Origin of the sequence: Streptomyces sp. IMTB 2501 (assembly GCF_001953885.1) — a bacterium.
Classification (GTDB): Bacteria; Actinomycetota; Actinomycetes; order Streptomycetales; family Streptomycetaceae; genus Streptomyces.
The window spans coordinates 164,972-187,907 of the sequence record NZ_MQUS01000004.1 but is presented as its reverse complement, the minus strand read 5'-3'; the positions used below and the strand labels follow the sequence as shown (position 1 = coordinate 187,907).

Below are 22,936 nucleotides of genomic sequence, written 5' to 3'. Positions count from 1 at the left end.
GATCAGCCGGCGGAGAACACGCCGATGCCGTTCGCCACGGGACGCTCGGCGCCGCTGCTCGGATGGTTGCGGACCGTGACGGTGCTCGCGCCCGCTTCGCGGGTGACCAGCTCGGACGAGCCGCCCCCGTCGAGGTTGAACGCGTCGGACGCGCCCAGCGAGCGCATGGTGCCGGCCTCCTCGGCGACCGTCATACCGGTCCGGTAGTCGGCGGCGCCGTCCAGGGCCAGGATCAGCAGTTGCCGTCCGTCGTCCTTGAAGCCCACGACCGTCCGCACCGCCGAGGTGACGTTGTCGAGGCCGGAGCGCGCCTCCCCGCCCTCCAGGACCGGGAAGCCGCCGATCGCGAACGCGTACGGCACCGCGGACGAGGCGGCCACCAGACGGTGCGTCACGGTCACCGCGTCACCGACCGAGAGCTTGCGCAGCCGCTGTGCGCCCTCCTCGCGGCCCACGAGGACCGTGGTGTCCGCCGGGATCGTGCCGCTGCCCGGGGTGTCGGCGGCGGAGACCACCCGACCGCCCCGCACCTTCACCTCGTACGTGTCCGTGCTGCACGGCGCCGATCGCCGGGTGTCGGTGCCGCACACGGAGCGCGTCCGGGAGGCGCTGCCCCACCGGTAGGTGAAGGCGCCGACGGAGTTCACCGGGAGCGCGTACTGGTTGAGGCCCTTCAGTGTCACGGTGCCCTCCGGTGTGTCGACGTTGCCGACGAGGGACAGCCGGTCCAGCCGGGCCCGCCGGTCGGTGCCCACCCCGAAGACGTCCTCGGTGGTCGTGCCCGGCGGCAGCGGGGGCCCGAACCGCTGGCCGTTCGGCACCGCCGCCTTGAGTACCTGCCTGTCCGCGATCGCCGGTCCGACGCTCGCGCCGGTGGCTTCCACGCCCGGGTGCTGCGTCTCGGTGATGTTGAAGAAGTCACCGTTGACGCCCGCGACCGCCCCGGCGGAGTCCGCCATCGCCGAGACGGTGGCCCGGACCGCCACCGCGCCCGGATGGAGCAGATCGACCCGGACGTGCGGATTGGCCAGGTCGACCGTGAGCAGATGGGCGTGGGTCGGGCCCGCGCTCGCGTCGACGTCGAACTGCCGGTAGGTGACGCCCGGCGCGATCCGCTTGCCGTCCGGAACCGCGTCGGCCGGTGCCGCCCCCGCGAGGGCCGCACCGGCCAGCATCCCGAACGCCGTGACAACTGTGAGAACCGCTCTGCCCGCTGCCGAACGCCTGTGACGTCTGGTCACCGTGCCCCCTGATGTCTCGTCAACTGTCCCTGTCCTGCGGGTGTCAAGGGCAGTGGACCAGAGCGCGGCGACCGCCGGGCCGACTAGACGTCGACTACGCGAGAACGGGTGAGAAAACGCACTCCCTCGGGTGCTTCCAGTGAGAATCCGCTCCCCCGTCCGGGGACGACGTCGACGATCAGCCGGGTGTGGCTCCACGCCGCGTACTGACTCCGGGACATCCAGAAGGTGACGGGCTCGGCCACACCGTCCACGGTCAGCTCCGCCAGCAGCACGTCCGAGCCGCCGGTGCGGAACTCGCCGTCCGGGTAGCACATGGGCGCGCTGCCGTCGCAGCAGCCGCCCGACTGGTGGAACATCAGCGGACCGTGCTCGGCACGCAGCCGCCGCACCAGGTCGGCGGCCTGCGGGGTGAGTTCGACGCGCGGGGTTTCCTCAACCATGGGTCACCGTCCAGAAGAGCCGGGGCACGGGCGTGGACCCGGTCCAGTCTCACGGATCGTCACAGGCCCGTCCAGAAGGCGTCGTTGGCTGCGGCGGACGGGTTCAGCGATGGCCGAGCACGTTCACGACCCGCCCGTCGGGGTCCCGCACGAAGAACCGCCGTACGCCCCACTCCTCGTCCGTCAGCGGGTGCACGATCTGCGCGCCACGCTTGACCATCGTCGCGTAGGCCGCGTCGACGTCCTCGACCTCGATGCTCAGGTCCGGGGCGACGGGCGCGGTGCGGTCCTCGGTCATCACGCTGAGCTGTACGGCCGGGTTCCCGGGGGAGGCCAGCGTCACGATCCAGCCGTGGTTCATGACCTCCTCCAGCCCCAGTTCTCCGTAGAACTCCGCGCTCTGCTGCGGCGCAGCCGAGTGGATGTTGGGCACGACACGGCGGACAGGCATCTCGCGGCTCCACGGACGGTGGGCTGTTGTGGACGGTGGCCACAGTAGTGGGCCATGAGCTTGAGAGGATGCGGGCATGTGCGCCTTCTTCGGCCGGCCCGAGCCGCGCCTCGTGGTCACCGGCGACTATCCGCTGTGGGACGAGGCACTGGCGGTCGTCAACCAGGACCTGGCGGCGACCCTTCCCGACCAGCGCCCCCTGCGCCTGATCGCCCACCCGGAGTCCGCGGACCTGGACGAGCAGGTCTTCGTTGCCCTCTCCAACGGTGAGGCGCACGGCAACTCCCTGATACCGGCGGAGTCCGCCGCCGAAACCCTGATGGCCGTCGCCGACGCCGCCCAGGAGACGGTGACGGAGCGGCTGTGGCGGGTGTGGCCGCTCTGCACGGTCCATGACCTCGGCATGCACCCGCGCGACGTCGACGGACGGCCGTCCTGGTGGTGCGCGGGCGGCTCCCGCCGGGGCGACCTGGCCCATATCCGCGCGGCGGTAGGCGAACTGGACACGATCCACCGCCCCCGCCGTCCCAACCGCAAGCGCCCCAAGGACCGCAAGCTCCGCTGACCTGCCCGGCGTTCGGCGTCCTCAGGAAGTGGCGCGGACCCGGCGCATCAGCAGCGCGTACGCCGCCGAGGACACCAGCAGGCCCGCCGGCAGGGCCAGGTCGACACCGTGCACCCGGTGTCCGGCGCCGAGCGCACCATGGGCGTCGACCTGTCCGGTTGCCGCGACCTGGACGCCGTACGGACCGCGCTCGCCACGGCGGTACGGGAGCTGCGGCCGGGCGCCTGGCTGCGCGGCTGGGGCCTGGACCCCAACGCCTTCGGCACCGCCCCGGTCGGCAACGCCGCCCTCGGCCCGGTCCTCGACGGCATACCCGCCCTCATCGACCTCTTCGACGCGCACTCGGCGCCGGCCAGTGAGCGCGCGCTGGAACTCGCCGGCATCGACGGTCCGCGCCGGTTCGAGCAGGGTTCCGAGATCGTCTGCGACGCCGTCGGCCGGCCCACCGGGCTGCTGCTGGAGGACGCCGCCTGCGAACTCGTCGAGGCCGTCGCCCCCCGGCCCACCGAGGCCGAGGTGCGCGCCCGGACCGCCGAGGACGCCCTGCCCCTGCCGCTGCCCCTGCGGATCGCGCCCTGGTGCCGGCCGGAGACGGACGACGAGGCCGTCGCCGAGCTGATCCGAATCCAGGGCACCGGCGGTGCGCTGTGGCGGGTGGCGGGCGTGAAGCTGTTCATGGACGGCACCATCGACAACGGCACCGTCAATGCCGACCGGGTGGCGGGGGAGGAGGACCGGGCGAGCCGGCTCGCCGTCGGTCACCGGGCCGACCTCACGGTCCTGTCGGAAGACCCGCTCACCGTGCCCGACACGGACCCGGCGGAACCACCCGTGCTGCTCACGGTCGTAGGGGGCCCGATCACATAGCGGGAGGCAGGGGTATAGGCGCCCTCCAGGGGCGCGACGCTGTATCGATATGCGCCGCGTGGTCGCGATCAGCCACGACGGCGCCGCAGACCATCGATGGCACAGCGCGGCACTCTCAACGGCGTTCGCGCCGTCCCCGCCACGTTTCGATCAGCAGCGGCAGCATCGACACGACGACCACCACGGCCACCAGCGGCAGCAGATAGTCGTCGAGGTGCGGAACGGACGTCCCCAGGCTGTACCCCGCGAGGACGAGCGTCTGCGACCACAGCACTCCGCCCACGGTCTGCCACAGCGTGAACGTCCGCACGGGCACCCCGAGCGCGCCGGCCACCGGGTGCAGCACCGTCCGCAGCAGCGGCACGAACCGGCCGATGACCAGCGCCTTCCCGTAGCCGTACCGTGCGAGCAGTTCCTCGGCTCGCGCGGCCGCCGTCTTCACCCGCTGGCTGGAGGTGCGGGCCAGCAGGGCCTGTCCGCCGCGCCGGCCGATCAGATACCCGGCCTGTCCGCCGGCCACCGCCCCGACGGCCGCGCACAGCAGCACCTGCCACAGCGCGAGCCGGGGCGGCTGGTGAGCGGTGCCGGCGCACAGGACACCGGCGGGGAACAGCAGCGTGTCACCAGGGAGGAAGAAGCCGACCACCAGCAGACCCGACTCGGCGAAGATCACCACCAGGACGCCGAGCGCGCCGAAGGCGGCCAGCACCGAGGCGCTGTTCATCGGGTTGACGGCTATCACCTGGCCGAGCCTCCTCGCAGGGGTACTCGCTCACCAGCATCACCCGCGCATCCCGAAACCGCCCGCGTCATGACCGGCCCGTTCCGGTGATCGGCCGCGACAGCGAGCGGGGCCGGGTGCTGCCTCAGGCGGACCGGAGCAGTTCGCGCAGCACGGTGGTGTCGATGACGTGGGCTCGGGACGGGAAGACCTTGTCGACGAGCACCCGCTGCGTCTCGGGGGCGGGGTCGGCGACGCCGTCGGACAGGACGAGGACGCGGTAGTCGCGATCGGCGGCGTCGATGAGGGCGGACAGGACGACGCCGCCGGTGCTGACTCCGGCGAGCACCGGGGTGCCGATGCCGCGGACGCTCAGCTGCCCGCGAAGCCGAGGATGCCGGGCAGGTCGATCCGGTCGGCGACCTGACGCGGGCCGCTGTCACGGCGGTCGAGCGGGGGATCCTCGGACAGTCCGCGCACGGCCATCGTCATCGCGATCGCCATGACCGGGAATTCGATCAGAAGCCCGGCGCCAGCCCGCGGTGCCCACCAGCAGCCCGCCGATTGGCGGTCCGACGGCGGCGTTGGCCATGCCCGCGATCACGACTCCCCCCGAGCACCCCGCCGGCGGATCCTGCGGACCGGCCCAGTCGGCACGGCGCCGGATCAGCACCATCGCACAGGGGAAGGCGGCCGAGGGGCCGACACCGACCATGACCCGGGCGACGGTCAGCATCGCCAGATTCTGGCCGAGGCCGCCGACCAGCACGGCGGTGCTGCCCAGCGAGGTTGAGGCTGGAGCCCACGTAGAGCGGGGTCGTGAACGTCCACGAAGGGCTGGTGGGCGAGATCGCCGGCCGGGACCGGATATCGCGCCGGCGCCCGGATCGGCTGCGGCGAGCCGCTCCAGCGGTTCGATGGCCTTCTCCACGTCCTTGCGCTCGTCCGGGGCGATGACGATGACCTGGTCGATGGCGCGCGCCAGTGAGGAGGCGCGACCGGTGAGCAGCCTGTGGACCAGATCGGTCGCGGACGGATCGGGACTCATCAGCTTCCGGCGGCCGTCCTGCGGGTCCGGCTCGCTGTGGATCAGGCCGGCGCGGCCTTGAGTACCGCCAGGCTCTGCGTGATGGACCAGCGTGGCGAGCCGCGCCGTGGTGACCGGGCCCCACGCAGCTCGCTGGCACGCCGGTCGCATGCTGCCCCGACTCCGCGCGCAGGGGAGTGCGCAGCCGTTTCATCGCGACGTGGGGGCGCTGCGCGGTCGCAGTGGACTGCTGCGGCCAGGGGTTCGTGTTCATCACCGCAGTACAACTCGACAAGCAACTTCGCCGAGTTGCTTGTCGAGTTTGCCGGAGGTGGCGCTCAGCGATGAGCCCTGAGGAATTCGATGAGCGCCGTGTTCACCTCGTCCGGGCGCTCCTGCTGGGTCCAGTGTCCGCAGCCCGCCAGTGCGAGGGGCTCGCGCCACAGGTTGGGCATGAGCTCGGGGAGTTTCGCGATGAGCTCGGGCGTACCCGGGAAGGCGGGGACGACATCGCGGTCGCCGTAGATGTAGAGGGCGGGCCGGGTCACGCGGGCGCCGTGCCACGGAGCGGTCAGTTCCCAGTTGCGGTCGAGGTTGCGGTACCAGTTGAGAGCACCGGTGAAGCCCTTGGAGAAACTCTCGGTGAGCGCGTCGAGGTCGTCCTCGGTGAACCACGCCGGCAGTACCTCGGGGTCCTGCATGTCCGCGAGCCAGCCGCGGTCGGGGTCGACGAGTGGCTGTTGGCCGTCGCTGGCGTGCGGTGCGTCGCCGGAGCCCCAGTAGAAGAACTTCCGCAGAGCGGTGCGCGTGTCCTGCGCGAACTCGGCGTCGGCGACACCGGGCCGGTTGAAGTAGTTCCAGTAGAAGCGGCCGCCGAACATCTTGTCCATGGCGGCCAGCGGGGGCTGTGTCCCCCGGAACGGCGGCGGCACGCTCAGGCCGGCCACCGCGCGCACCAGGTCCGGCCGCAGCAGCGCGGTGTGCCAGGCCACCGGTGCGCCCCAGTCGTGCCCGACGACGTACGCCTTCTCCTCACCCAGGGCCTGGACCAGCCCGACGACGTCACCGACGAGGTGGAGGACGGAGTACGCGCCGACGTCCTCGGGATGGTCGCTGCGTCCGTATCCACGCTGGTCGGGGGCGACCACGTGGAAGCCCGCCTCGGCCAGCGGGCCGAACTGGTGGTGCCAGGAGTGCCATGACTCGGGGAAGCCGTGCAGAAGCACCACCAGAGGGCCGTCGCCCTGCTCGGCGATGTGCAGCCGAATGCCGTTCACGTCAATCATTCGATGCTCAACCATGCATCCGAGCGTACGTGAAGTGATCTTCGGCGCGGCGCTTTGAACTCCCGCTCCGCGGCGGCGTGTACCTGCTGCTGACGGTGGTCACCGCCAGAAAGGGGAGCGAGGTCAGGACGGGGCGGGGATGTAGGCCAGGCCGTGGGTGCCGGACGCGCCGAGTGCGGGGTGGCCGAGCCGGGTCAGGTGCTGCGGCGTCTCCAGGTCGAGGAGGTCGACGGTGGCCGACGCGTAGCAGGCGACATAGGCGATCCGGCCGTCGGGCGACGAGGCGATGGTCAGCGGGCAGAGCCCCACCTCGAAGTCGGCGATCCGCCGGCGGGTGCCGGCGGAGAACACCGTGAGGCGACCCGGTGTCATGCGGCTCGTTCGGGACACGGGGTCGTGCTCCGTGCGGACTTCGCCCGCGAGCAGCTTGCCCGTCGACGTCAGGTGCACCGGCATGACGGCGGACTCGACGGGCAGGGTGTCGACCACGGACACCGTCCGGAGGTCGACGACCTTGATGCCAGGGGGCATTGCCTCCTCGGGGGAGACGGAGCCCTGGTACGGCGTGGCGACGTAGGCGTACGTGCCGTCGGCGGAGACCGCGATCCCCTCACAGCCGGGCACCTCGACCTTCGCCGTGAGGATCCCCCGCTTGAGATCGAGGACGGACACGAACGGCGCCTCCTTGTTGGCGACGCAGCCCGTCGTACCGGCCGCATCGACGGCGACCCAGTGCGAGCCGGGCGCGTCCGTGTCGATCCTGCCCACAGGACGGCGGGTCTCCGTGTCGATGACGACGACACCGCCGGACCGGTCGGCCCCGCTCTCCACACTGACGTACAGACAACCGCCCGCCGCGTCCAACGCGATCCCGTGCGGCGCGTGTTCCGGGGCGAGGTCGACCACCTCGACGACGCGGCGCGTGTCGGGGTCGATGACGGTCAGCTCGGTCCGCCGGCCGCTGTTCGCGCGATAGAAGCCCGAGTGATACGTCATCGTGCACCACAGCAGTCGCTGAACCGGGTCGAAACACAGCTCGTGCGGCTCGGCGTGGGTGTGCACCGAGCCCAGGTGCCGGTCGGAGGCGGCGTCGAAGAACGAGACCGAGGGGCCGCTCTGGCTGACCACGGCCAGCACATCACCTTCCCGGCCGGCGCGCGGGGAACTCTCCATGGCGAATTCCTTCTCAGGAGTGGATGGATGTCCGGCGTCTCGCGCGGACATCCCCACTCTCCGCGCGCACCGGTGCCGCAACAATGCAAGAATCGGCACCCAGTTCTTGCCTCAGACGCAAAAATGCACTTCAGGAGCAATCCGTCATGGACCTCAACCTACTGCGCGTCCTGGATGCCCTGCTCCAGGAGAACAGCGTGACCCGGGCCGCCGAGCGCCTCGGCACCTCACCCGCGGCGGTCAGCCGTACCCTGGCCCGCCTCCGCCGCGTCGTGGGCGACCCACTGCTGGTCCGGGCGGGGCAGGGCATGGTCCCCACGCCCAGGGCCCAGGAACTCCGCGAAGAAGTGGGTGCGTTGCTGCGCGGCTGCGACAACGTCCTCAGGCCCGGAGCCGGCTTCGAGCCCGTACATCTCCAGCGCACCTTCACCGTGCAGGCCACCGACCTGCTCCTGGCGGGCATCGCCGGGACCCTGACCGATCGGATCAGGGCAGAGGCCCCGCGGGTGGACGTGGTCTTCCTGCCCGAAGCACTGGAAGGCGGCCCGGCCCTGAGACAGGGCGAGGTGGACGTCGAACTGGGCGTACTCGGACACCTGGACCCGGAGATCCGCACCCGGCACCTCACCCAGAAGACCCTGGTGGGGGTCGCCCGCAGCGGTCACCCCCTCTTCGAGAAGCGGATCGACGCCCGCCGCTTCGCCGCCGCCGACCACATCGGCATCTCCCGGCACGGCAAACGCCTCGGCTCCATCGACCACGTCCTCGCGGAGCGGGGACTGAGACGCCGTATCGCCGTCGTCGTACCGAGCCACACGAGTGCCATGATCCTCGCCCGGGACACCGACCTCGTCGCGCTCGCCCTGGCTGACTGGCTCCCCGACACCACCGCCGCGCTGGGACTGCGTACCTTCCCCATCCCTCTCGACCTGGCCCCGCTCGACTTCGGCATGGCCTGGCACCCGCGCAACTCGGCGGATCCTGGCCACCGTTGGTTCCGAGACCGCTTGGCGGCCACGTTCCTGGCCCCGCCCGGGGTTCAGAACATTCGAGGCTGACCGTTGGAGGCGCCGAGACCGCCGTCGACAGGGATGTGGGCGCCGTTGACGAAACGGGCGTCGGAGCTGGCCAGGAAGGCGATGACATCGGCGACCTCGGCGGGTTCGGCCGGGCGCCGCATGGGGATGCGCCGCTGGAACGCGGCGAGCATCTCCTCGTTCTCGACGACGGGTGCGGCCACCTCGGTGCGGGTGAGACTCGGGTGTACGGCGTTGACCCGCACGCCCTCGTGGCCGTGGTCGAGGGCCATGGCGTTGGTCAGGTTGACCAGTGCCCCCTTGGCGGCGTTGTAGGCGGCGAGGCCCCAGTCCCCGCCGAGTCCGGACACGGAGCCGACGTTGACGATGCAGCCGCCGTCGCGCCGCAGATGAGGCAGCGCGGCCCGGGACGCGAAGAAGACACCGTCGACATCGACCGCGAAGATCTGGCGCCAGGCGGGGGTGCCGATGTGCTCGACGGTTCCGGGTACGGCGATGGCGGCGTTGTTGACCAGCACGTCCAGCCGGCCGTATTCCTGCGCCACTTTGTCGATCACCGCGGTGATCGCCGACTCGTCGGAGACGTCCGCGACACGCGTGACGATGGTCGAACCGGCCGGGGCCTCGGCGGCAGCCGCCTTGAGCCGCTCCTCGGTCCGCCCGACGGCGATCACCGTGGCGCCTTCGCGCCCGAGACGGTACGCGGTGGCGGCGCCGATGCCGGACCCGCCACCGGTGACGATCACGACCTTGCCGGTGAACCGCTTCTCGTCCACTGCCACTCCCCATCGCACGCCGAACCATCAGTCACCGGCGTCAGGTAAACCCGACAGCGGGAGACGGCGCAAGAGTGCCTTCTGCCAGTTGTGCCCTACATCGTCGTGGGCCCGGTCCGGGTTCTCGTGCGATTACGGTGTGGCCTCTTCTGAAGGACATTCACCGAACGGCGAAGGGGCAACGAGTTCGTTGACCACTTCCTGGAAGCACACGTCAGCGATTCGGTCGAGCGTGCGGTGTCGCGCTGGACGGGACCGGCAAGGCCTGTGTCGCCGACTGGAACGACGGACAGCTCGTCGCGGTCGACCCGCAGAGCGGTGAGCGGTGAGAAGAAGACGATCGCCAGCGGTCCGGTGTGGCCGACGGCACCAAACGCGTCGTGACCAGCCTCCGCCGGGGGCGAACACCGCCCGCGTCGCGCTGGACGGTGGCAACGGCCATGTCTGTGTCAGCAACCAGGAGGGCCGGCTGGGGCGGCTCTCCCAACGCGCCGCCCAGGCCCTGGGAAGCATCGGGAAAGTCGTGGCGTAAGCGGCCCGTGCCTGACGGGTCGTCCGGAAGCCCTGCCCCGGACGACCCGGCATCGCACCACTGCGCCCTCCACCAGGAGACCGTCTGGCACCCGGACTCAGGTCCGTGCCGGTGGCAAGGGCGGCAGCTGTTTCTCGTGGAGCCAGGCGTGCAGCACCGGCTCGACGGCCGCCGGCGCGTACCGGCCGGCATGCGCGATGAAGGCGGCGGTGTCGGCGCTGCTGCCGCGGTGCGCGTGGTGCCAGCCGCGCAGCAGGGCGAAGAAGCGGTCGTCGCCCAGTGTCAGCCGCAAGGCGTGGAGCGTACACGCGCCCCTGTTGTAGACGCGGTCGTCGAAGATGTGGTCCGGCCCGGGGTCGGCGATCCGCAGGCGCTGCGGGCTCTTCGCCAGCGTGTGCCAGGCCGCCCGGGCGATGGAGTCGGCGGAGTCCTCGCCGATGTGCTCCGACCACAGCCATTCGCCATAGGTGGCGAAGCCCTCGTTCAGCCAGATGTCGCGCCAGTCCCGCAGACTCACACTGTTGCCGTACCACTGATGGACGAGTTCGTGGGCGACGAGCGTCTCCCACGTCCGGGCGCCGTCGACGTGGTTGCGTCCGAAGACGGACGCGGTCTGGTTCTCCACGGGCTGGTCCAGCTCGGCATCCACGACGACCGCGCCGTAGGTCTCGAAGGGATACGGCCCGAACCAGCCGGTGAACACCTCCAGCATGGCGGGCTGGCGGGCCAGGTCGTACCGGGCCCGGCGGGACAGATGGATGGGGTAGGCGTTGCGGCCGGTGACCCGGCGGCCGGAAGAGGTGTCCCGGGCTTCCCAGGTCTCATGGGTGAAGCGGCCGGTGTACAACGCGGCGAGATAGGGAGCCATGGGACCGGGGTGGTGGTACGTCCAGCACTCCGTGGACCCCCTGCGACTGCGCTCCACGAGAGCGCCGTTGGCGAGCGCGTGGTGGCCCCTGGGTACGGTCACCCGGAAGGTGAACTCGGCCTTGTCGTCCGGACGGTCGTTGCACGGGAACCACGACGAGGCACCGAGCGGCTGGGCGGCCACCAGTGTCCCCTCGTTCGCGTCGCCGGTACGGTCCCAGCCGATCTGACCGAACGGCGTGTGCACCGGTCCGGGCCGCCCGCCGTAGCCGATCTCCATCGTGAAGGGCGTGCCCGCCGCGATGGGGCGCCGCACGGGCAGGACCAGCTTGTTCCGCTTCCGGCCGGGACCGACGACGGCCCCGTCGACCCGGGCGTCGTGCACGGTCAGCCCTGTGAGATCCAGCTCGACCTGCCGTAGCGGCCGGTCCGCCACCGCCTGGATGTGCGCCCGGCCGTCGAGCGCGCCGGCGGCCGGGTCGTACGCCAGGTGTAGGTCGTAGGAGAGCGTGCGGTGGCCGTACGTTCCGTGGCCCGGAAAGTAGCGTGCGGCCTGCCTTACCCCCTCGTCGTCGGCCGCCGCCGCCAACGGCACCAGCGCGGCGCCGCGGATCAGGGTCCGCCGGCTGCACCAGGTCATGCCGCCTCACCGTCGGCGAGCGGCGCGGCGGCGCCGGTCGCGGAGACACCGGCGATGGGGTTGCCGGCCCAGCGGGTGCCGTCGGGGACCGTCTCACCCCGCATCACGAGGGACGACGCGGCGATCGACGCGCCGGTTCCGATGGTGGTGCCGGGCAGGGCGATGCTGTGCGGGCCCAGGGAGGCGCCGGCCGCCAGGTGCACGGTGTCCATCCGCATGATCCGGTCGTGGAAGAGGTGGGTCTGCAGCACGCATCCGCGGTTGACGCTGACCCCGTCGTCCAGGCGGATCAGATCGGTCTCCGGCAGCCAGTAGGACTCGCACCACACCCCGCGTCCGATGCGTGCGCCGAGGCTGCGCAGCCACCAGTTCAGTGCGGGCGTTCCCAGGTGCGCTCCCGCCCCCCACGGCACGGCCAGCACCTCCACGAACGTGTCGAACAGCTCGTTGCGCCACACGAACGACGACCACAGCGGACGCTCGCCCGGCTGGAATCGGCCCACGAGCAGCCATTTGGCACCGGTCGTGGTCAGACAGGCCACCAGGGACGCGGCCAGCAGCAGCGGAGCGCCGACGAGCGCGACCAGCGGCAGTCCGCCGAGGTCCAGGGCGTCCTGCTCGGCGAGCAGCACACCCTCGGCCAGCAGCGTGCCGATGACCACCGGCAGCAGACGGCACAACTCCACGGCCGCGCGGGCCGCCACCAGCCGCCGGGGCGGGGCGAACGTCCGGGCCGGATCGGCGGCCCCGGCCACCCGGGGCAACGGCATCGCCGGCCGCCCGATCCACGACATCCCGGGCTCGCTCCGCGCCGGCGCGTCGGAGAGGACTCCCACCAGGGCGTGGTCGTCGACGTCGCGGCCGGGGCCGACGATCCCCGAGTTGCCGACGAACGCCCGCGAGCCGATCCGCACCGGCCCCAACCGCATCCATCCGCCGCGCAGTTCGAACGGCGCGACGAGCGTGTCGTCGGCGAGGAACGCCCCGTCGTCCACCTGGAGCAGGGACGGCAGGGGCAGCACGGTCGAGATCTCGGTGCCACGGCCGACGCGCGCGCCGAGCAGCCGCAGCCAGTACGGCGTGGCCAGGCTCGCGTACAGGGGGAACAGGCTTCCCCGGGCGCCGTCGAGGATGCGAGTGACCAGCCACGCGCGCCAGGCCACCCCGCCGTCCGCGCGGTGCAGACCCGGTGTGATCGAGCGGTTCAGCAGGCGCACGGTGAGCGCGCTGATCAGCATCCCGCACACCGTGGTCGTCAACGCGAACACCGGTGCGGCGGCGAGCAGTTGTACGGCCGCCCCGGACAGCGTCGCGGTGTGGCGCACCAGCAGCCAGGTGGCGAACAGCGCGGGCGCCGCCGCCACCAGGGACAGCAGCGGCAGCACGGTGAGGGACAGCGCGTAGGCCAGGTGCCAGCGGCGCCGGCGGTCCTGCGGAGGCGCGGGCCACCCGGCACCGGCGATGCGTTCGGCGGGCTCGGCCGGCCGGGCCGGTGAGCCGGTCCACACATGACCGTCCGGGACCCGGGCGTCCAGGCAGCTGCCCGCGGTCAGCTCCGCACCGCGCCCCACGACCGCCCCCGGCAGCAGCGTGCTGCGGTGGCCCACCCGCGCGCCCGCGCCGATGGAGATCCGGCCGATGTGCAGCGTGTCACCGTCGAGCCACCAGCCCGCGATGTCCGCCTCGGGCTCGATGCTGCATCCGTCGCCCAGCTCGGCCTGGCCCGTCACCGGGGGCATGGTGTGCAACCGCACGTCCCGCCCGGTTCTGCAGCCCAGGAGCCGGGCGTACCGCGCGGCCCACGGGGTGCCGAGCAGCGACGGGACACCGAACGCCGCCACCGCCCGTTCCGCGCTCCACAGCCGCAGATGGACCGCTCCGCCACGCGGATGGGCGCCCGGAGTGATAGAGCCGGCCAGCGCGCGGGCCAGGCCCGCCCCGATCAGGCAGCGTATCGGTGCGCTGAACAGCACCGCCCAGCCCACGAGGACCAGCCACCACGACGTGTGCGGGGCCCAGCTGTGCGGCGCCACCCAGCCGAGCACGTCGTCCGCGGCCGCCAGGCCGACCAGGCCGCGCAGCCCGGTGATCGCGTAGCCGGCCATGGAGACGAAGAACTGCACGACAGCGGTCCGCCGGGGTACCGGCCGGGCGGGCCGTACGGCCTCCGCGGTGCCGGCGAGGGAGTCGAGGTGGGCGGCCATGCGCTGCAGCACCGAGTGCCGGTAGAGGTCGGCGACGGACAGTCCCGGATACTCCTCGCGCAGCACCGACGCCATACGGGCCGCGGTCAGGCTGGTGCCGCCGAGCGCCACGAAGTCGCTGTCCGGGCCGGGCCGCAGGCCGAGCAGTTGCTCCCACACGTCCGCCAGCCGCGCGGACGTTCCGTGCAGCTGGTGCGCCGTGCCACCACCGGCACCCTCGCCGTCGGCGAGTGGCACCGGCCACGGCAGGGCTTTCCGGTCGACCTTCCCCGAGGCACGCGTGGGCAGGTCGGCCACCTCGGCCAGCAGCGGCACCAGCGGTGCGGGCAGCCGCTCGCTCAGCAGTGCCCTGGCCTTGTCGGCCTCGAATCCGGCCTGTCCGTCGCAGCCCGGCTCCGGGACGACGTAGCCCACCAGCAGCTGTGCTCCGGCCGCCGTCGACTGCACGGCTGCGGCCGCCCCACGCACTCCGGGCAGGGCGAGCAGGGCCGCGTCGATCTCGCCGAGTTCGATGCGCCGTCCGCCGACCTTGACCTGGTCGTCGACGCGGCCGAGGAACACCAGTCCCTCGGCGTCGGCGCGCACCAGATCGCCCGAGCGGTAGGCGCGCGGTGAGTCGAGGGCGGGGCAGGGCCGGAAGCGCTCCGCGTCCTTGACGGGGTCGAGGTAGCGCGCGGTTCCGGCGCCGGCGATGACCAGCTCGCCCTGCTCCCCGTACGCCACCGGTTCCCCGGCCTCGTCGACCACTGCCAGCTCCCAGCCGGTCAGCGGCAGTCCGATACGGACGGGACGCCGGGGCTCCAGCCGGGCGGCACAGGCCACGACGGTGGTCTCCGTGGGGCCGTAGGTGTTCCACATCTCCCGCTCGGGATTCGCGAACCGTTCGACGAGGCCGGGAGGGCAGGCCTCGCCGCCGAGGATGAGCAGCCGGACCCGGCGCAACGCCGCTTCGGGCCACATGGCCAGCAGGGTCGGGACGGTGGAGACGACGGTGATGTCACGCTCGTCGAGCCAGCCGCCGAGCTCGTGACCGGCCCGCACCAGGGAGCGTTCGGCCGGCACCAGGCAGGCGCCCGAGCGCCAGGCCAGCCACATCTCCTCGCAGGAGGCGTCGAAGGCGACGGACAGTCCTGCCAGGACGCGGTCGCCGGGGCCCAGCGGCCGGCCGGGCAGGAACAGGTCCGCCTCGGCGTCGACGAAGGCGGCCGCGGAGCGATGGGTGACGGCCACGCCCTTCGGCGCGCCGGTCGAACCGGACGTGAAGATGATCCACGCGTCGTCGCCGGGAGCGGGCGCACCGCGGTCCACCGCGGCTCCGCACGGTGGCGAAAGGTCCACCGGCTGCGGATACGGCCCCAGTACGCGGCACACGCCCGCCTCGCGGAAGACGGTGGCGGCACGCTCCTCGGGGTCGTCGGCGTCGACCGGCACATAGGCCGCTCCGCAGCGCAGGATCGCGAGGATCGACAGATACAGCTCCGCGGTACCCGACGGAACCCGGACTCCCACCCGGTCGCCGGGGCCGATCCCCAGTACGGCGAGCTGTTGTGCGCGACGGCCGGCCTCGGCGCACAGCTCACGGTAGGTCAGCACCTCGGTACCCGTGTCCAGGGCGGGCGCGTCCGGGTGTATGGCGGCGGTGGACTGAAGGACGTCGATGAGGGTGCGCGGCGACGCAGCTGCCCCGGAGCGGAACAGCGCCCGGTCGCCGGGTGGTTCGTGGGGAGAGTGAGGCGCATCGAGTGCGGGCGAAGACAATGTCGTGCCTCTGGTGTTCGGCCCCGACGGGCTTGGTTGTTTTACACCGTGTCAGATGCCGTTGCGGCACAAGACGGTTCACCAACCCATTGCAATTTGTTCACAACCTACTCATGGGCTGAAATTGATGAACTGCAAACCAGGATGAGGGGTATTGGTTTGAGTGGGTGTGCGTGGCTCGATACCCCGGAAAGAAAGCGGTGTGAGAACGGTTCGGATTCTCTGGCGGTATTCTTGCCGAAGTCATGTAACCGGTTTCGCACACCCGTCCTTCCGCAGGTCAGCGCATCCGTCTCCGCGCGTTCAGGGGACTACGGCAGTTCCGGCGCGGACAGTGGATTGCCAGCGCAGCACTTTACTGAGCTTGAACTCGGGACGCTACCGATGTTGAAAGCGCGGCGTCGCTGTGGGCTGACGACTCAACTGCGGGCCTGCCTGTCATGACCAGTTGGGGGATGGAGGCGGCGGCCGAGAGGTTCGTGTGCGGCGACGACAACGCGGTCATCGTTCGCGAGCTGCGGGTGAGCATCCGGTCGGTGCGACGGTGACGCAAAGCCTGGCCGGAAGGCGGTCTGAACGCGGTGTCATCGAAGGGACAGGCCTCGCTGCCGCTGCTGAGCGACGAGGTGGCCGCGGTCCCGGAACCCGAGCCGGACAGGGCCCGGTGCCCACGGCGTGGCTCGCACCGCCTCCGGACAGTCCCAGCCGAGCCCCCCACTTGGCGGCCGAAGGCGCCTGACGGGCAAAGGCCCAGTTCAGGCGCCTTTACTCGTACCTCTAGAAGAAGCCGAGCCTCTTCGGCGAGTACGACACCAGCAAGTTCTTGGTCTGCTGGTAGTGCTCCAGCATCATCTTGTGTGTCTCGCGGCCGATCCCGGACTGCTTGTAACCGCCGAACGCCGCGTGTGCCGGGTAGGCGTGGTAGCAGTTGGTCCACACGCGGCCCGCCTGGATGGCGCGGCCCGCGCGGTAGGCCGTGTTGGCGTCCCGGGTCCAGACGCCCGCGCCGAGTCCGTACAGGGTGTCGTTGGCGATCTTGATGGCGTCGTCGAAGTCGTCGAAGGAGGCCACCGAGACGACCGGACCGAAGATCTCCTCCTGGAAGATCCGCATACGGTTGTCGCCCTCGAAGATCGTCGGCTGGACGTAGTAACCGCCCTTCAGCTCGCCGTCGTACTCGACGCGTTCACCGCCCGTGAGTACCTTCGCGCCCTCCTGACGGCCGATGTCCAGATAGGAGAGGATCTTCTCCAGCTGGTCGTTGGAGGCCTGGGCGCCGATCATCGTGTCGGTGTCGAGCGGGTGCCCCGGCTTGATCTGCCGGGTGCGTTCGACCGCCGCCTGGAGGAAGTCCGCGTAGTGGCCGCGCTGGATCAGCGCCCGGGACGGACAGGTGCAGACCTCACCCTGGTTGAGCGCGAACATGGTGAAGCCCTCTAGCGCCTTGTCCCGGAACTCGTCGTCGCGCGCCCACACGTCGTCGAAGAAGATGTTCGGCGACTTGCCGCCGAGCTCCAGGGTGACGGGCTTGATGTTCTCCGAGGCGTACTGCATGATCAGCCGCCCGGTCGTGGTCTCCCCGGTGAACGCCACCTTCGCCACGCGCGGGCTCGACGCCAGCGGCTTGCCCGCCTCCACACCGAAGCCGTTGACGATGTTCAGCACGCCCGGCGGCAGCAGGTCCGCGATGAGACTCACCCAGTAGTGGATGGAGGCCGGGGTCTGTTCGGCGGGCTTGAGGACGACCGCGTTGCCTGCGGCTAGCGCCGGCGCGAGCTTCCACGCCGCCATCAGGATCGGGAAGTTCCACGGGATGATCTGCGCGACGACCCCGAGCGGCTCGTGGAAGTGGTACGCCACCGTGTCGTCGTCGATCTCGGAGAGCGCCCCCTCCTGCGCCCGGATCACCCCCGCGAAGTACCGGAAGTGGTCGATCGCCAGCGGGATGTCGGCCGCCAGCGTCTCCCGGACCGGCTTGCCGTTCTCCCAGCTCTCGGCCACCGCCAGCGGCTCCAGGTGGGCCGCCATGCGGTCGGCGATCTTCAGCAGGATGTCGCCGCGCTCCGCCGCCGACGTACGGCCCCACGCGGGCGCGGCCTCGTGCGCCGCGTCCAGCGCCCGCTCGACGTCCTCCGCCGTGCCGCGCGCGATCTCCGTGAACGGCTGCCCGTTGACCGGCGACGGATTCTCGAAGTACTGCCCGCGCACCGGCGGCACGTACGCGCCGCCGATGAAGTGGTCGTAGCGCGCCTGGTAGGAGACGATCGCGCCTTCGGTGCCCGGCGCCGCGTAACGAGTCATGCTGGTCTGCCTCCCGGTGCAGCGCTGCCCGCCGTTGGGCAGCGGTCGGCGCGAGGCTAGGCGGGCGGACGTTGCAAGTACGTTGCGCCGCGGGTCCGTCCCCGTACCCGGCCGGCCGGTGCCGTCAGTTCGGCCTCCAGCGCGGCGAGCCGGGCCCGCACCGGCGCGCTGGGCCGCACCGCGGCGAGCGCCCGCCACACCTCCAGGTCGTCCTCGCCCCAGGGCGCGTGCGCCCAGTCCGCCAGCAGGTCCGGGTCACGGTGCGCGACGAGTGCCGTCCGCAGCCCGTCGGCGACCAGTTCCCGCAGCCGTACGACCGCCGGCGCCTGCGAACCGGGCAGCAGCGGACCGGTGTACGCCTCCGCCGCCGCCGTGACCGCCCCCGCCCGCAGCCGTCGCTGCACCACGGTGACGTCCGACTCGACCGCCGCGGTGAGCCGATACGGCCGCGAGGCGAGCAGTCCTGGTCCCAACACCCGGCGCAGCCGGGCCAGTTCGGCACGCAGGGTCACCGGGGTCACCGACTCGTCCGCGTACAGCGCGCACAGCAGCTCGTCTCCGGTCAGTCCCTCGGGATGCCGGGCGAGCAGGACGAGGATCTCGCTGTGCCGGCGGCTCAGCCGGACCCGGCCGCCGCCCAGGACCAGCTCGGCCTCGTCCCGGCCCAGCGCACCGAGCAGCGGCGTGTCCGGGGCGGTCCGAGGCGGCGCGAGCAATGCGAGCTGCGCCTCCGCGGCCCGCGCCACCGCCTGCACGAAACCGAGGCTGTGCGGATGCGCCAGCCCGTCCCCTCCGGTGATGTCCACGGCACCCAGGACCCGGCCGGTGCGCGGATCGTGCACCGGTGCCGCCGCGCAGGTCCATGGCTGGACCCGCCGAATGAAGTGCTCCGCGGCGAACACCTGCACCGGCCGGTCCACGGCGACCGCGGTGCCCGGCGCGTTGGTGCCGACCGCGCTCTCCGACCAGCGCGCCCCCGGCACGAAGTTCATCCCGTCCGCCCGGCGCCGGGTCGCCCGGTGTCCTTCGACCCAGAGCAGCCTGCCATGCGCGTCGCACACCGCCAGCAGATGCTCACCATCGGCGGCGAACGTGCCCATCAACTCCCGGAACAGCGGCATCACCCTGGCCAGCGGGTGCTCCGCCCGGTAGGCGCCGAGGTCGCTGTCGGTCAGCTCGACGCTGGCGGTGCCGTCCGGCCCGACACCGGCTCGTGCGCTGCGCTGCCACGACTCCGCCACCACCGACCGCACCGGGCGCGGCACCGTACCCACCCTGGTGAACGTCTCGTGCGCCCGGCGCAGCACACGGACCCGCTCGGCGGGGTCGGCCCCCGGCTCCAGGGCCACCCACGGATCGGTCAACTCGGCCTCCCCGGACGGTGAAACGGCGATGTCGGTGCTGCGCCCCATCGTCTTCCGGCTAGGCGAAGTTGACCAGTCTCATGTACCGCACCCAGTCCCAATTCGGACCTGGATCGGTGTGGTCGGTGCCGGGCACCTGGTAGTGGCCGATGATGTGCTCCCTGTCCTTCGGGATGTCGTACTTGGTGCAGATCGCCGCCGTGAGCTTCGCCGACTGCTCGTAGAGGGCGTTGGTGAAATAGGCGGGCTGGTCCACCCAACCCTCGTGTTCGATACCGATGCTGCGGGTGTTGTAGTCCCAGTTGCCCGCGTGCCACGCGACGTCGGCCTCGTGCACGCACTGGGCGACGTGCCCGTCCGCCGAGCGGACCAGATAGTGCACGGACACTTGCTTCTGCGGGTTGGCGAAAATCGCCAGTGCGTTGGTGTACGTCTCCTGCGTGACGTGGATGATCACGCGATCGATTTCGTAGCTGTCGGGGCGCTCGGACGCCGTGTAGTTGGAGGTGCTCGCCGGCTGCCACTCGGCGGGCGGGTAGTCGACGCTCGCGGACTGCGCATCGGCTCGTGGATCGGGAAGCAGCGCATGGGGAACGGCGGCGAGCGCCGCCCCCTTCAACAGCCAGCGCCTGCTCAGACGCGGCAGCGCCGGGCTCGCCGCTTGTGCCGTCTCTCTTGGCTGTGCCGGACCGGCCGGGTCCATGTCCATCGGCGGGTGCCTTTCGGGGTGTGGGGGTGAGGCGGTGTCAGGGGACGTGGGGGCTCAGGAGTCGTGACCGGTTTCGGGAGTCGTGGGGGCGTCAGGAGTTGCGAGGGTGCCGGTCGTCGTGAGGGTGTGGTGGCGTGTGGGTGACGTGACTCGGAGGCAGGAGGTGCCCCACTGGGACGGCTGCCGGGAGCCGCCCGTGGGGACGCCTACCGGGAGCCGCCTGCCGCGACGCCCACGGGGACCTGGCCGGCCTCAGCCGCGCAGCGCTCGCGCGGTCTCCCGCAGCCGCGCATGCACTCCGCGGTACGTCTCGCGGGCCGGCAGCCACTCCTTGCGGAGCTTGGCCACGCACGTGTAGTTCGTGTCGCACACGTTGGCCAACGGTGACTCGACCGCCTGGGTTGCGAATTGGTACGCGTCCGGCGCACTGAACCCGTAGTCCCGCACCAGCCACTGCACCAGGTCGAGCTGCGATATCCGGAACGCGTCCTCCAGGGGACGGGCCGAACCCGTCGAGATGATGTGGGTGTCCGACTCCAGCCGGGGCCACGGCGTGGCGATGTCCTTGAGGAGGTCCACGACCACCACGGTGTTCATCGCGCACTCCACGGCCACGCCGCAGGTCTCGCCCTCACCCTGCCGGGCGTGTCCGTCGCCGAGGCTGAGCAGGGCCCCCTCGACATTGACCCCCAGGTAGCAGGTGACCCCGGCCCGCATCTCGGGCGTGTCCATGTTCCCGCCGTGCGCGTCCGGGACCAGGGCTGAGCGCACCTCCAGGTTGGCGGGGGCCACGCCGACCGTGCCATGCATGGGGTCCAGGGGCAGCTCCACCTCGATGTCACTGTCCTGCGCCTGGAACAGAGCGGTGTGGCGCGCACGGTCCAGCTGCCAGATCCAGACACGCTCCGGCAGCGGGGGCTGCAGCGTGGCCGTGGTGTGTGTGGAGGTGAGTGCGCCGAAGAGCGGGACCGTCGTCGACGCCGCCCAGTCCCGGGCCGGTTCGATCGACACGAAGTGCACAGCCACGGTGTCGCCGGGCTCGGCGCCCTCGATATGGAAGGGGCCGGTCTGCGGATTGAGGAACGGGAACTCGCAGACCTCGGAGACGAGGTCCTTCTCGGAGCGCACCCGCCCGGCGAAGCAGTCCTCCGTGAACAGGTCGAGAACCGTGCCGGGCGCGATCCGCGCCATGGGCGGCGCGCCGCCGAACGTCCAGGCGTATGCGTCGGGTTCCGGGCGCACGGTGAGGATCCGGGAGTCGGTCATCGTCGAGGTGGTCCCTTCTGACGGGCGGTCGTGGGACGGAAGCCCGCGGCTGCGGCCGCTCCGGGCCGACGGGCTTGCGGAGGGGTGGCTCAGCCGCGCGGCGCCGGCGGGTGGGAGGGCAGCCAGTGGGCGGGGCGTGGCCAGGTCAGCGCGGCACCGTCCCGTCCTGTCGGTCGCCCGTCGGGTCGTACGTGTCGAGGTGCACCCGCGCGGTCTCGGCTATGCGCTCGGGGTGACGCCGTATCAGCAGGAGCAGCACCACTAGACCTGCCGCCATCCAGACGCCGACGATCGGGCCGGCGTAGGACACCGGAGGCGTCAGCACGGTGACGAAGTCGAATGCGGGAATGCCGGCCGCCGTCAGCAGGGCCGGGACGAACGCCGCCGTGCCGAGCACCGGGAACAGCAGATGCCGAAGCGGCTTGACGGGGGTCCGGCCCGCCCGCAGGAAGTAGCCGGCACAGGCGAGGTTCACGACGATGTAGACGCCGACGACGACCGTGACGATCACCGTGGCGAGCAGCAGGAACGCCGTCACCGGGTCGTAGCCGAAACCGAGCCCCAGCACCGCCCCGACCGCCACGAGGGTCTGCAACGCGATACCGGCGACCGGGGAGCGGTGCCGGGGGTGGAGCGTGGCCAGCAGGCGGGGCAGGACCCGGATGCGGGCCAGGGCGAAGGCCGTACGGGTGGAGACGTTGGCGCACGCGTTGGCGTTGGCGACCGTGGAGTTGATCACCGCCAGGAAGACCAGCACCCAGAGGAGACCGAAGGAGGCCCGGGCGACACCGTCCCAGGAGGCCGCGCCCGAGGCGCCGAACTTCGCGAACCGGTCCGGGCCGAAGTAGACGGTCATCGCATAGGTCGTGAGCACGTAGAACAGTCCGATGCCCAGGGCCGCTCCGAGAACCGCGCGGCGCATCGTCCGCCGGGGGTCGCGTGTCTCCTCGGCGAGCGGCGCCGCCGCCTCGAAGCCGGCGAAGGCCAGCACCGTGTACACGGACCCGGCGAACACGCCGCTGATCCCGGCGTGCCCGTCGGCGGTGTGCGAAGTACCGAACACCGACAGGGTGTTGGCGTCGCCCGCCTTGCCGATGAGCAGCACGGCGAACACCAGGAAGACGGCGATCTCGAAGACGCCGAGGACGGTGCCGAAGCGGGCCGAGGCGCGGACACCCAGATAACCGGCGACGGCGATCACACCCGCGCCCGCCAGGGACCACGGCCACCACAGATCCGCCGGATACGAGGACCACTCCTCGTGCAGCGTGCCCGCCGCCGTGAAGCCCAGCTGCAGGAGCAGCAGCGGTGGGACCAGCATCTCCACGAAGACGTAGCCCCAGCCGACGAGAAAGCCGATGGCAGGGTGCAGGCCGCGCGCCGCATACGTGGCCACCGAGCCCGCCGCAGGCAGCTCCCGGGCCAGCTCGGCCACGCAGGACGCGGTGAACAGACAGGCCACCAGGGCGATCAGCACCGCCAGCGGCAGGCTGCCGCCCGCGAAGGCGGCACCGGCTGGGATCGACGCGGCCACCGCGGCGGCCGGCGCCATCGCCGTGACACTCTGGAACAGCACTTCGCGCAACCCGACGGCGTCGCGCCGCAGCGCCCCGGTCGTCTCCTCGTCCATGTCCGTCCCCCGATGCCTGTCAGCCCGCTGCCACCTGTTGTGTATGAAGTACCGTCATCCGTTCAGCACCGGTCGGTC

The 22,936-nt window shown here is 71.5% G+C and carries 19 protein-coding genes and 1 pseudogene; 4 read left to right on the top strand and 16 right to left on the bottom strand.

The window, feature by feature from the left end; translation table 11 throughout:
* Positions 1–2 precede the first annotated feature (2 nt).
* From AV521_RS09270 to AV521_RS09260, 3 genes are all read right to left on the bottom strand, one after another.
* The gene (locus AV521_RS09270; RefSeq protein WP_076086184.1) at positions 3–1,175 is read right to left on the bottom strand and encodes a phosphodiester glycosidase family protein; all 1,173 of its coding nucleotides are present in this window, start codon (positions 1,173–1,175) and stop codon (positions 3–5) included.
* Between the two features lie 149 nt (positions 1,176–1,324).
* Entirely contained in the window at positions 1,325–1,684 is a 360-nt protein-coding gene (locus tag AV521_RS09265) for a DUF779 domain-containing protein (RefSeq protein WP_076086180.1), read from the bottom strand.
* 103 nt (positions 1,685–1,787) lie between these two features.
* Positions 1,788–2,135: a VOC family protein gene (locus AV521_RS09260; protein WP_076086177.1), complete on the bottom strand. Its 348-nt coding sequence runs from the start codon at positions 2,133–2,135 to the stop codon at positions 1,788–1,790.
* 76 nt (positions 2,136–2,211) lie between these two features.
* Between AV521_RS09260 and AV521_RS09255 the strand changes: the two genes are divergently transcribed.
* The 3 genes and pseudogenes from AV521_RS09255 to AV521_RS50635 all read left to right on the top strand — a co-directional run bounded on the left by AV521_RS09255 (position 2,212) and on the right by AV521_RS50635 (position 3,567).
* A complete protein-coding gene (locus AV521_RS09255; RefSeq protein WP_076086174.1) occupies positions 2,212–2,700 on the top strand; it encodes a hypothetical protein in 489 nt (162 codons plus the stop codon).
* Positions 2,701–2,808: 108 nt separating this feature from the next.
* Positions 2,809–3,417 (top strand): annotated as a pseudogene (locus AV521_RS09250) (amidohydrolase family protein); the annotation flags it as partial.
* Positions 3,418–3,567: an amidohydrolase family protein gene (locus tag AV521_RS50635; RefSeq protein ID WP_371917014.1), complete on the top strand. Its 150-nt coding sequence runs from the start codon at positions 3,418–3,420 to the stop codon at positions 3,565–3,567.
* Positions 3,568–3,682: 115 nt separating this feature from the next.
* Here the strand turns inward: AV521_RS50635 and AV521_RS09245 are convergent, their stop codons facing one another.
* The 5 genes from AV521_RS09245 to AV521_RS09230 all read right to left on the bottom strand — a co-directional run bounded on the left by AV521_RS09245 (position 3,683) and on the right by AV521_RS09230 (position 7,774).
* A complete protein-coding gene (locus AV521_RS09245) occupies positions 3,683–4,309 on the bottom strand; it encodes a DedA family protein (RefSeq protein WP_076086170.1) in 627 nt (208 codons plus the stop codon).
* A gap of 124 nt (positions 4,310–4,433) precedes the next feature.
* The gene (locus AV521_RS09240) at positions 4,434–4,637 is read right to left on the bottom strand and encodes an isochorismatase family protein (protein ID WP_305965155.1); all 204 of its coding nucleotides are present in this window, start codon (positions 4,635–4,637) and stop codon (positions 4,434–4,436) included.
* 23 nt (positions 4,638–4,660) lie between these two features.
* Positions 4,661–4,792 (bottom strand): hypothetical protein, encoded by a 132-nt coding sequence (locus tag AV521_RS50630; protein WP_256725494.1) that lies wholly within the window; start codon positions 4,790–4,792, stop codon positions 4,661–4,663.
* Positions 4,793–5,653: 861 nt separating this feature from the next.
* Complete coding sequence (locus tag AV521_RS09235; protein ID WP_076086168.1) at positions 5,654–6,616, bottom strand: alpha/beta fold hydrolase; 963 nt, start codon at positions 6,614–6,616, stop codon at positions 5,654–5,656.
* Positions 6,617–6,724: 108 nt separating this feature from the next.
* Entirely contained in the window at positions 6,725–7,774 is a 1,050-nt protein-coding gene (locus AV521_RS09230) for a YncE family protein (protein ID WP_076086166.1), read from the bottom strand.
* A gap of 146 nt (positions 7,775–7,920) precedes the next feature.
* Between AV521_RS09230 and AV521_RS09225 the strand changes: the two genes are divergently transcribed.
* Positions 7,921–8,832 carry a LysR family transcriptional regulator gene (locus AV521_RS09225; protein WP_076086164.1) on the top strand — a complete coding sequence of 304 codons (912 nt, stop codon included), beginning with the start codon at positions 7,921–7,923 and terminating at the stop codon, positions 8,830–8,832.
* On the opposite strand, the gene AV521_RS09220 is transcribed toward AV521_RS09225, so the two are convergent.
* From AV521_RS09220 to AV521_RS09185, 8 genes are all read right to left on the bottom strand, one after another.
* Positions 8,814–9,587: an SDR family NAD(P)-dependent oxidoreductase gene (locus AV521_RS09220; protein WP_076086162.1), complete on the bottom strand. Its 774-nt coding sequence runs from the start codon at positions 9,585–9,587 to the stop codon at positions 8,814–8,816. The two genes, AV521_RS09225 and AV521_RS09220, sit on opposite strands and share 19 nt — an antisense overlap.
* Positions 9,588–10,216: 629 nt before the next feature.
* Positions 10,217–11,626, bottom strand: coding sequence for a M1 family metallopeptidase (locus AV521_RS09215; RefSeq protein ID WP_076086160.1), 1,410 nt, complete (start codon positions 11,624–11,626; stop codon positions 10,217–10,219).
* Positions 11,623–15,588: a Pls/PosA family non-ribosomal peptide synthetase gene (locus AV521_RS09210; protein WP_079249188.1), complete on the bottom strand. Its 3,966-nt coding sequence runs from the start codon at positions 15,586–15,588 to the stop codon at positions 11,623–11,625. The genes AV521_RS09215 and AV521_RS09210 overlap by 4 nt, the downstream gene beginning before the upstream one ends.
* A gap of 777 nt (positions 15,589–16,365) precedes the next feature.
* Complete coding sequence (gene adh, locus AV521_RS09205) at positions 16,366–17,889, bottom strand: aldehyde dehydrogenase (protein WP_076086158.1); 1,524 nt, start codon at positions 17,887–17,889, stop codon at positions 16,366–16,368.
* A gap of 56 nt (positions 17,890–17,945) precedes the next feature.
* A complete protein-coding gene (locus AV521_RS09200; RefSeq protein WP_076086718.1) occupies positions 17,946–19,253 on the bottom strand; it encodes a GAF domain-containing protein in 1,308 nt (435 codons plus the stop codon).
* Between the two features lie 58 nt (positions 19,254–19,311).
* Positions 19,312–19,956, bottom strand: a complete 645-nt coding sequence (locus AV521_RS09195; protein ID WP_076086715.1) for an N-acetylmuramoyl-L-alanine amidase — start codon at positions 19,954–19,956, stop codon at positions 19,312–19,314.
* Between the two features lie 258 nt (positions 19,957–20,214).
* Complete coding sequence (locus AV521_RS09190; RefSeq protein WP_076086156.1) at positions 20,215–21,228, bottom strand: acetamidase/formamidase family protein; 1,014 nt, start codon at positions 21,226–21,228, stop codon at positions 20,215–20,217.
* 145 nt (positions 21,229–21,373) lie between these two features.
* Positions 21,374–22,858 (bottom strand): APC family permease, encoded by a 1,485-nt coding sequence (locus tag AV521_RS09185; RefSeq protein ID WP_076086153.1) that lies wholly within the window; start codon positions 22,856–22,858, stop codon positions 21,374–21,376.
* Between the last annotated feature and the right edge of the window lie 78 nt (positions 22,859–22,936).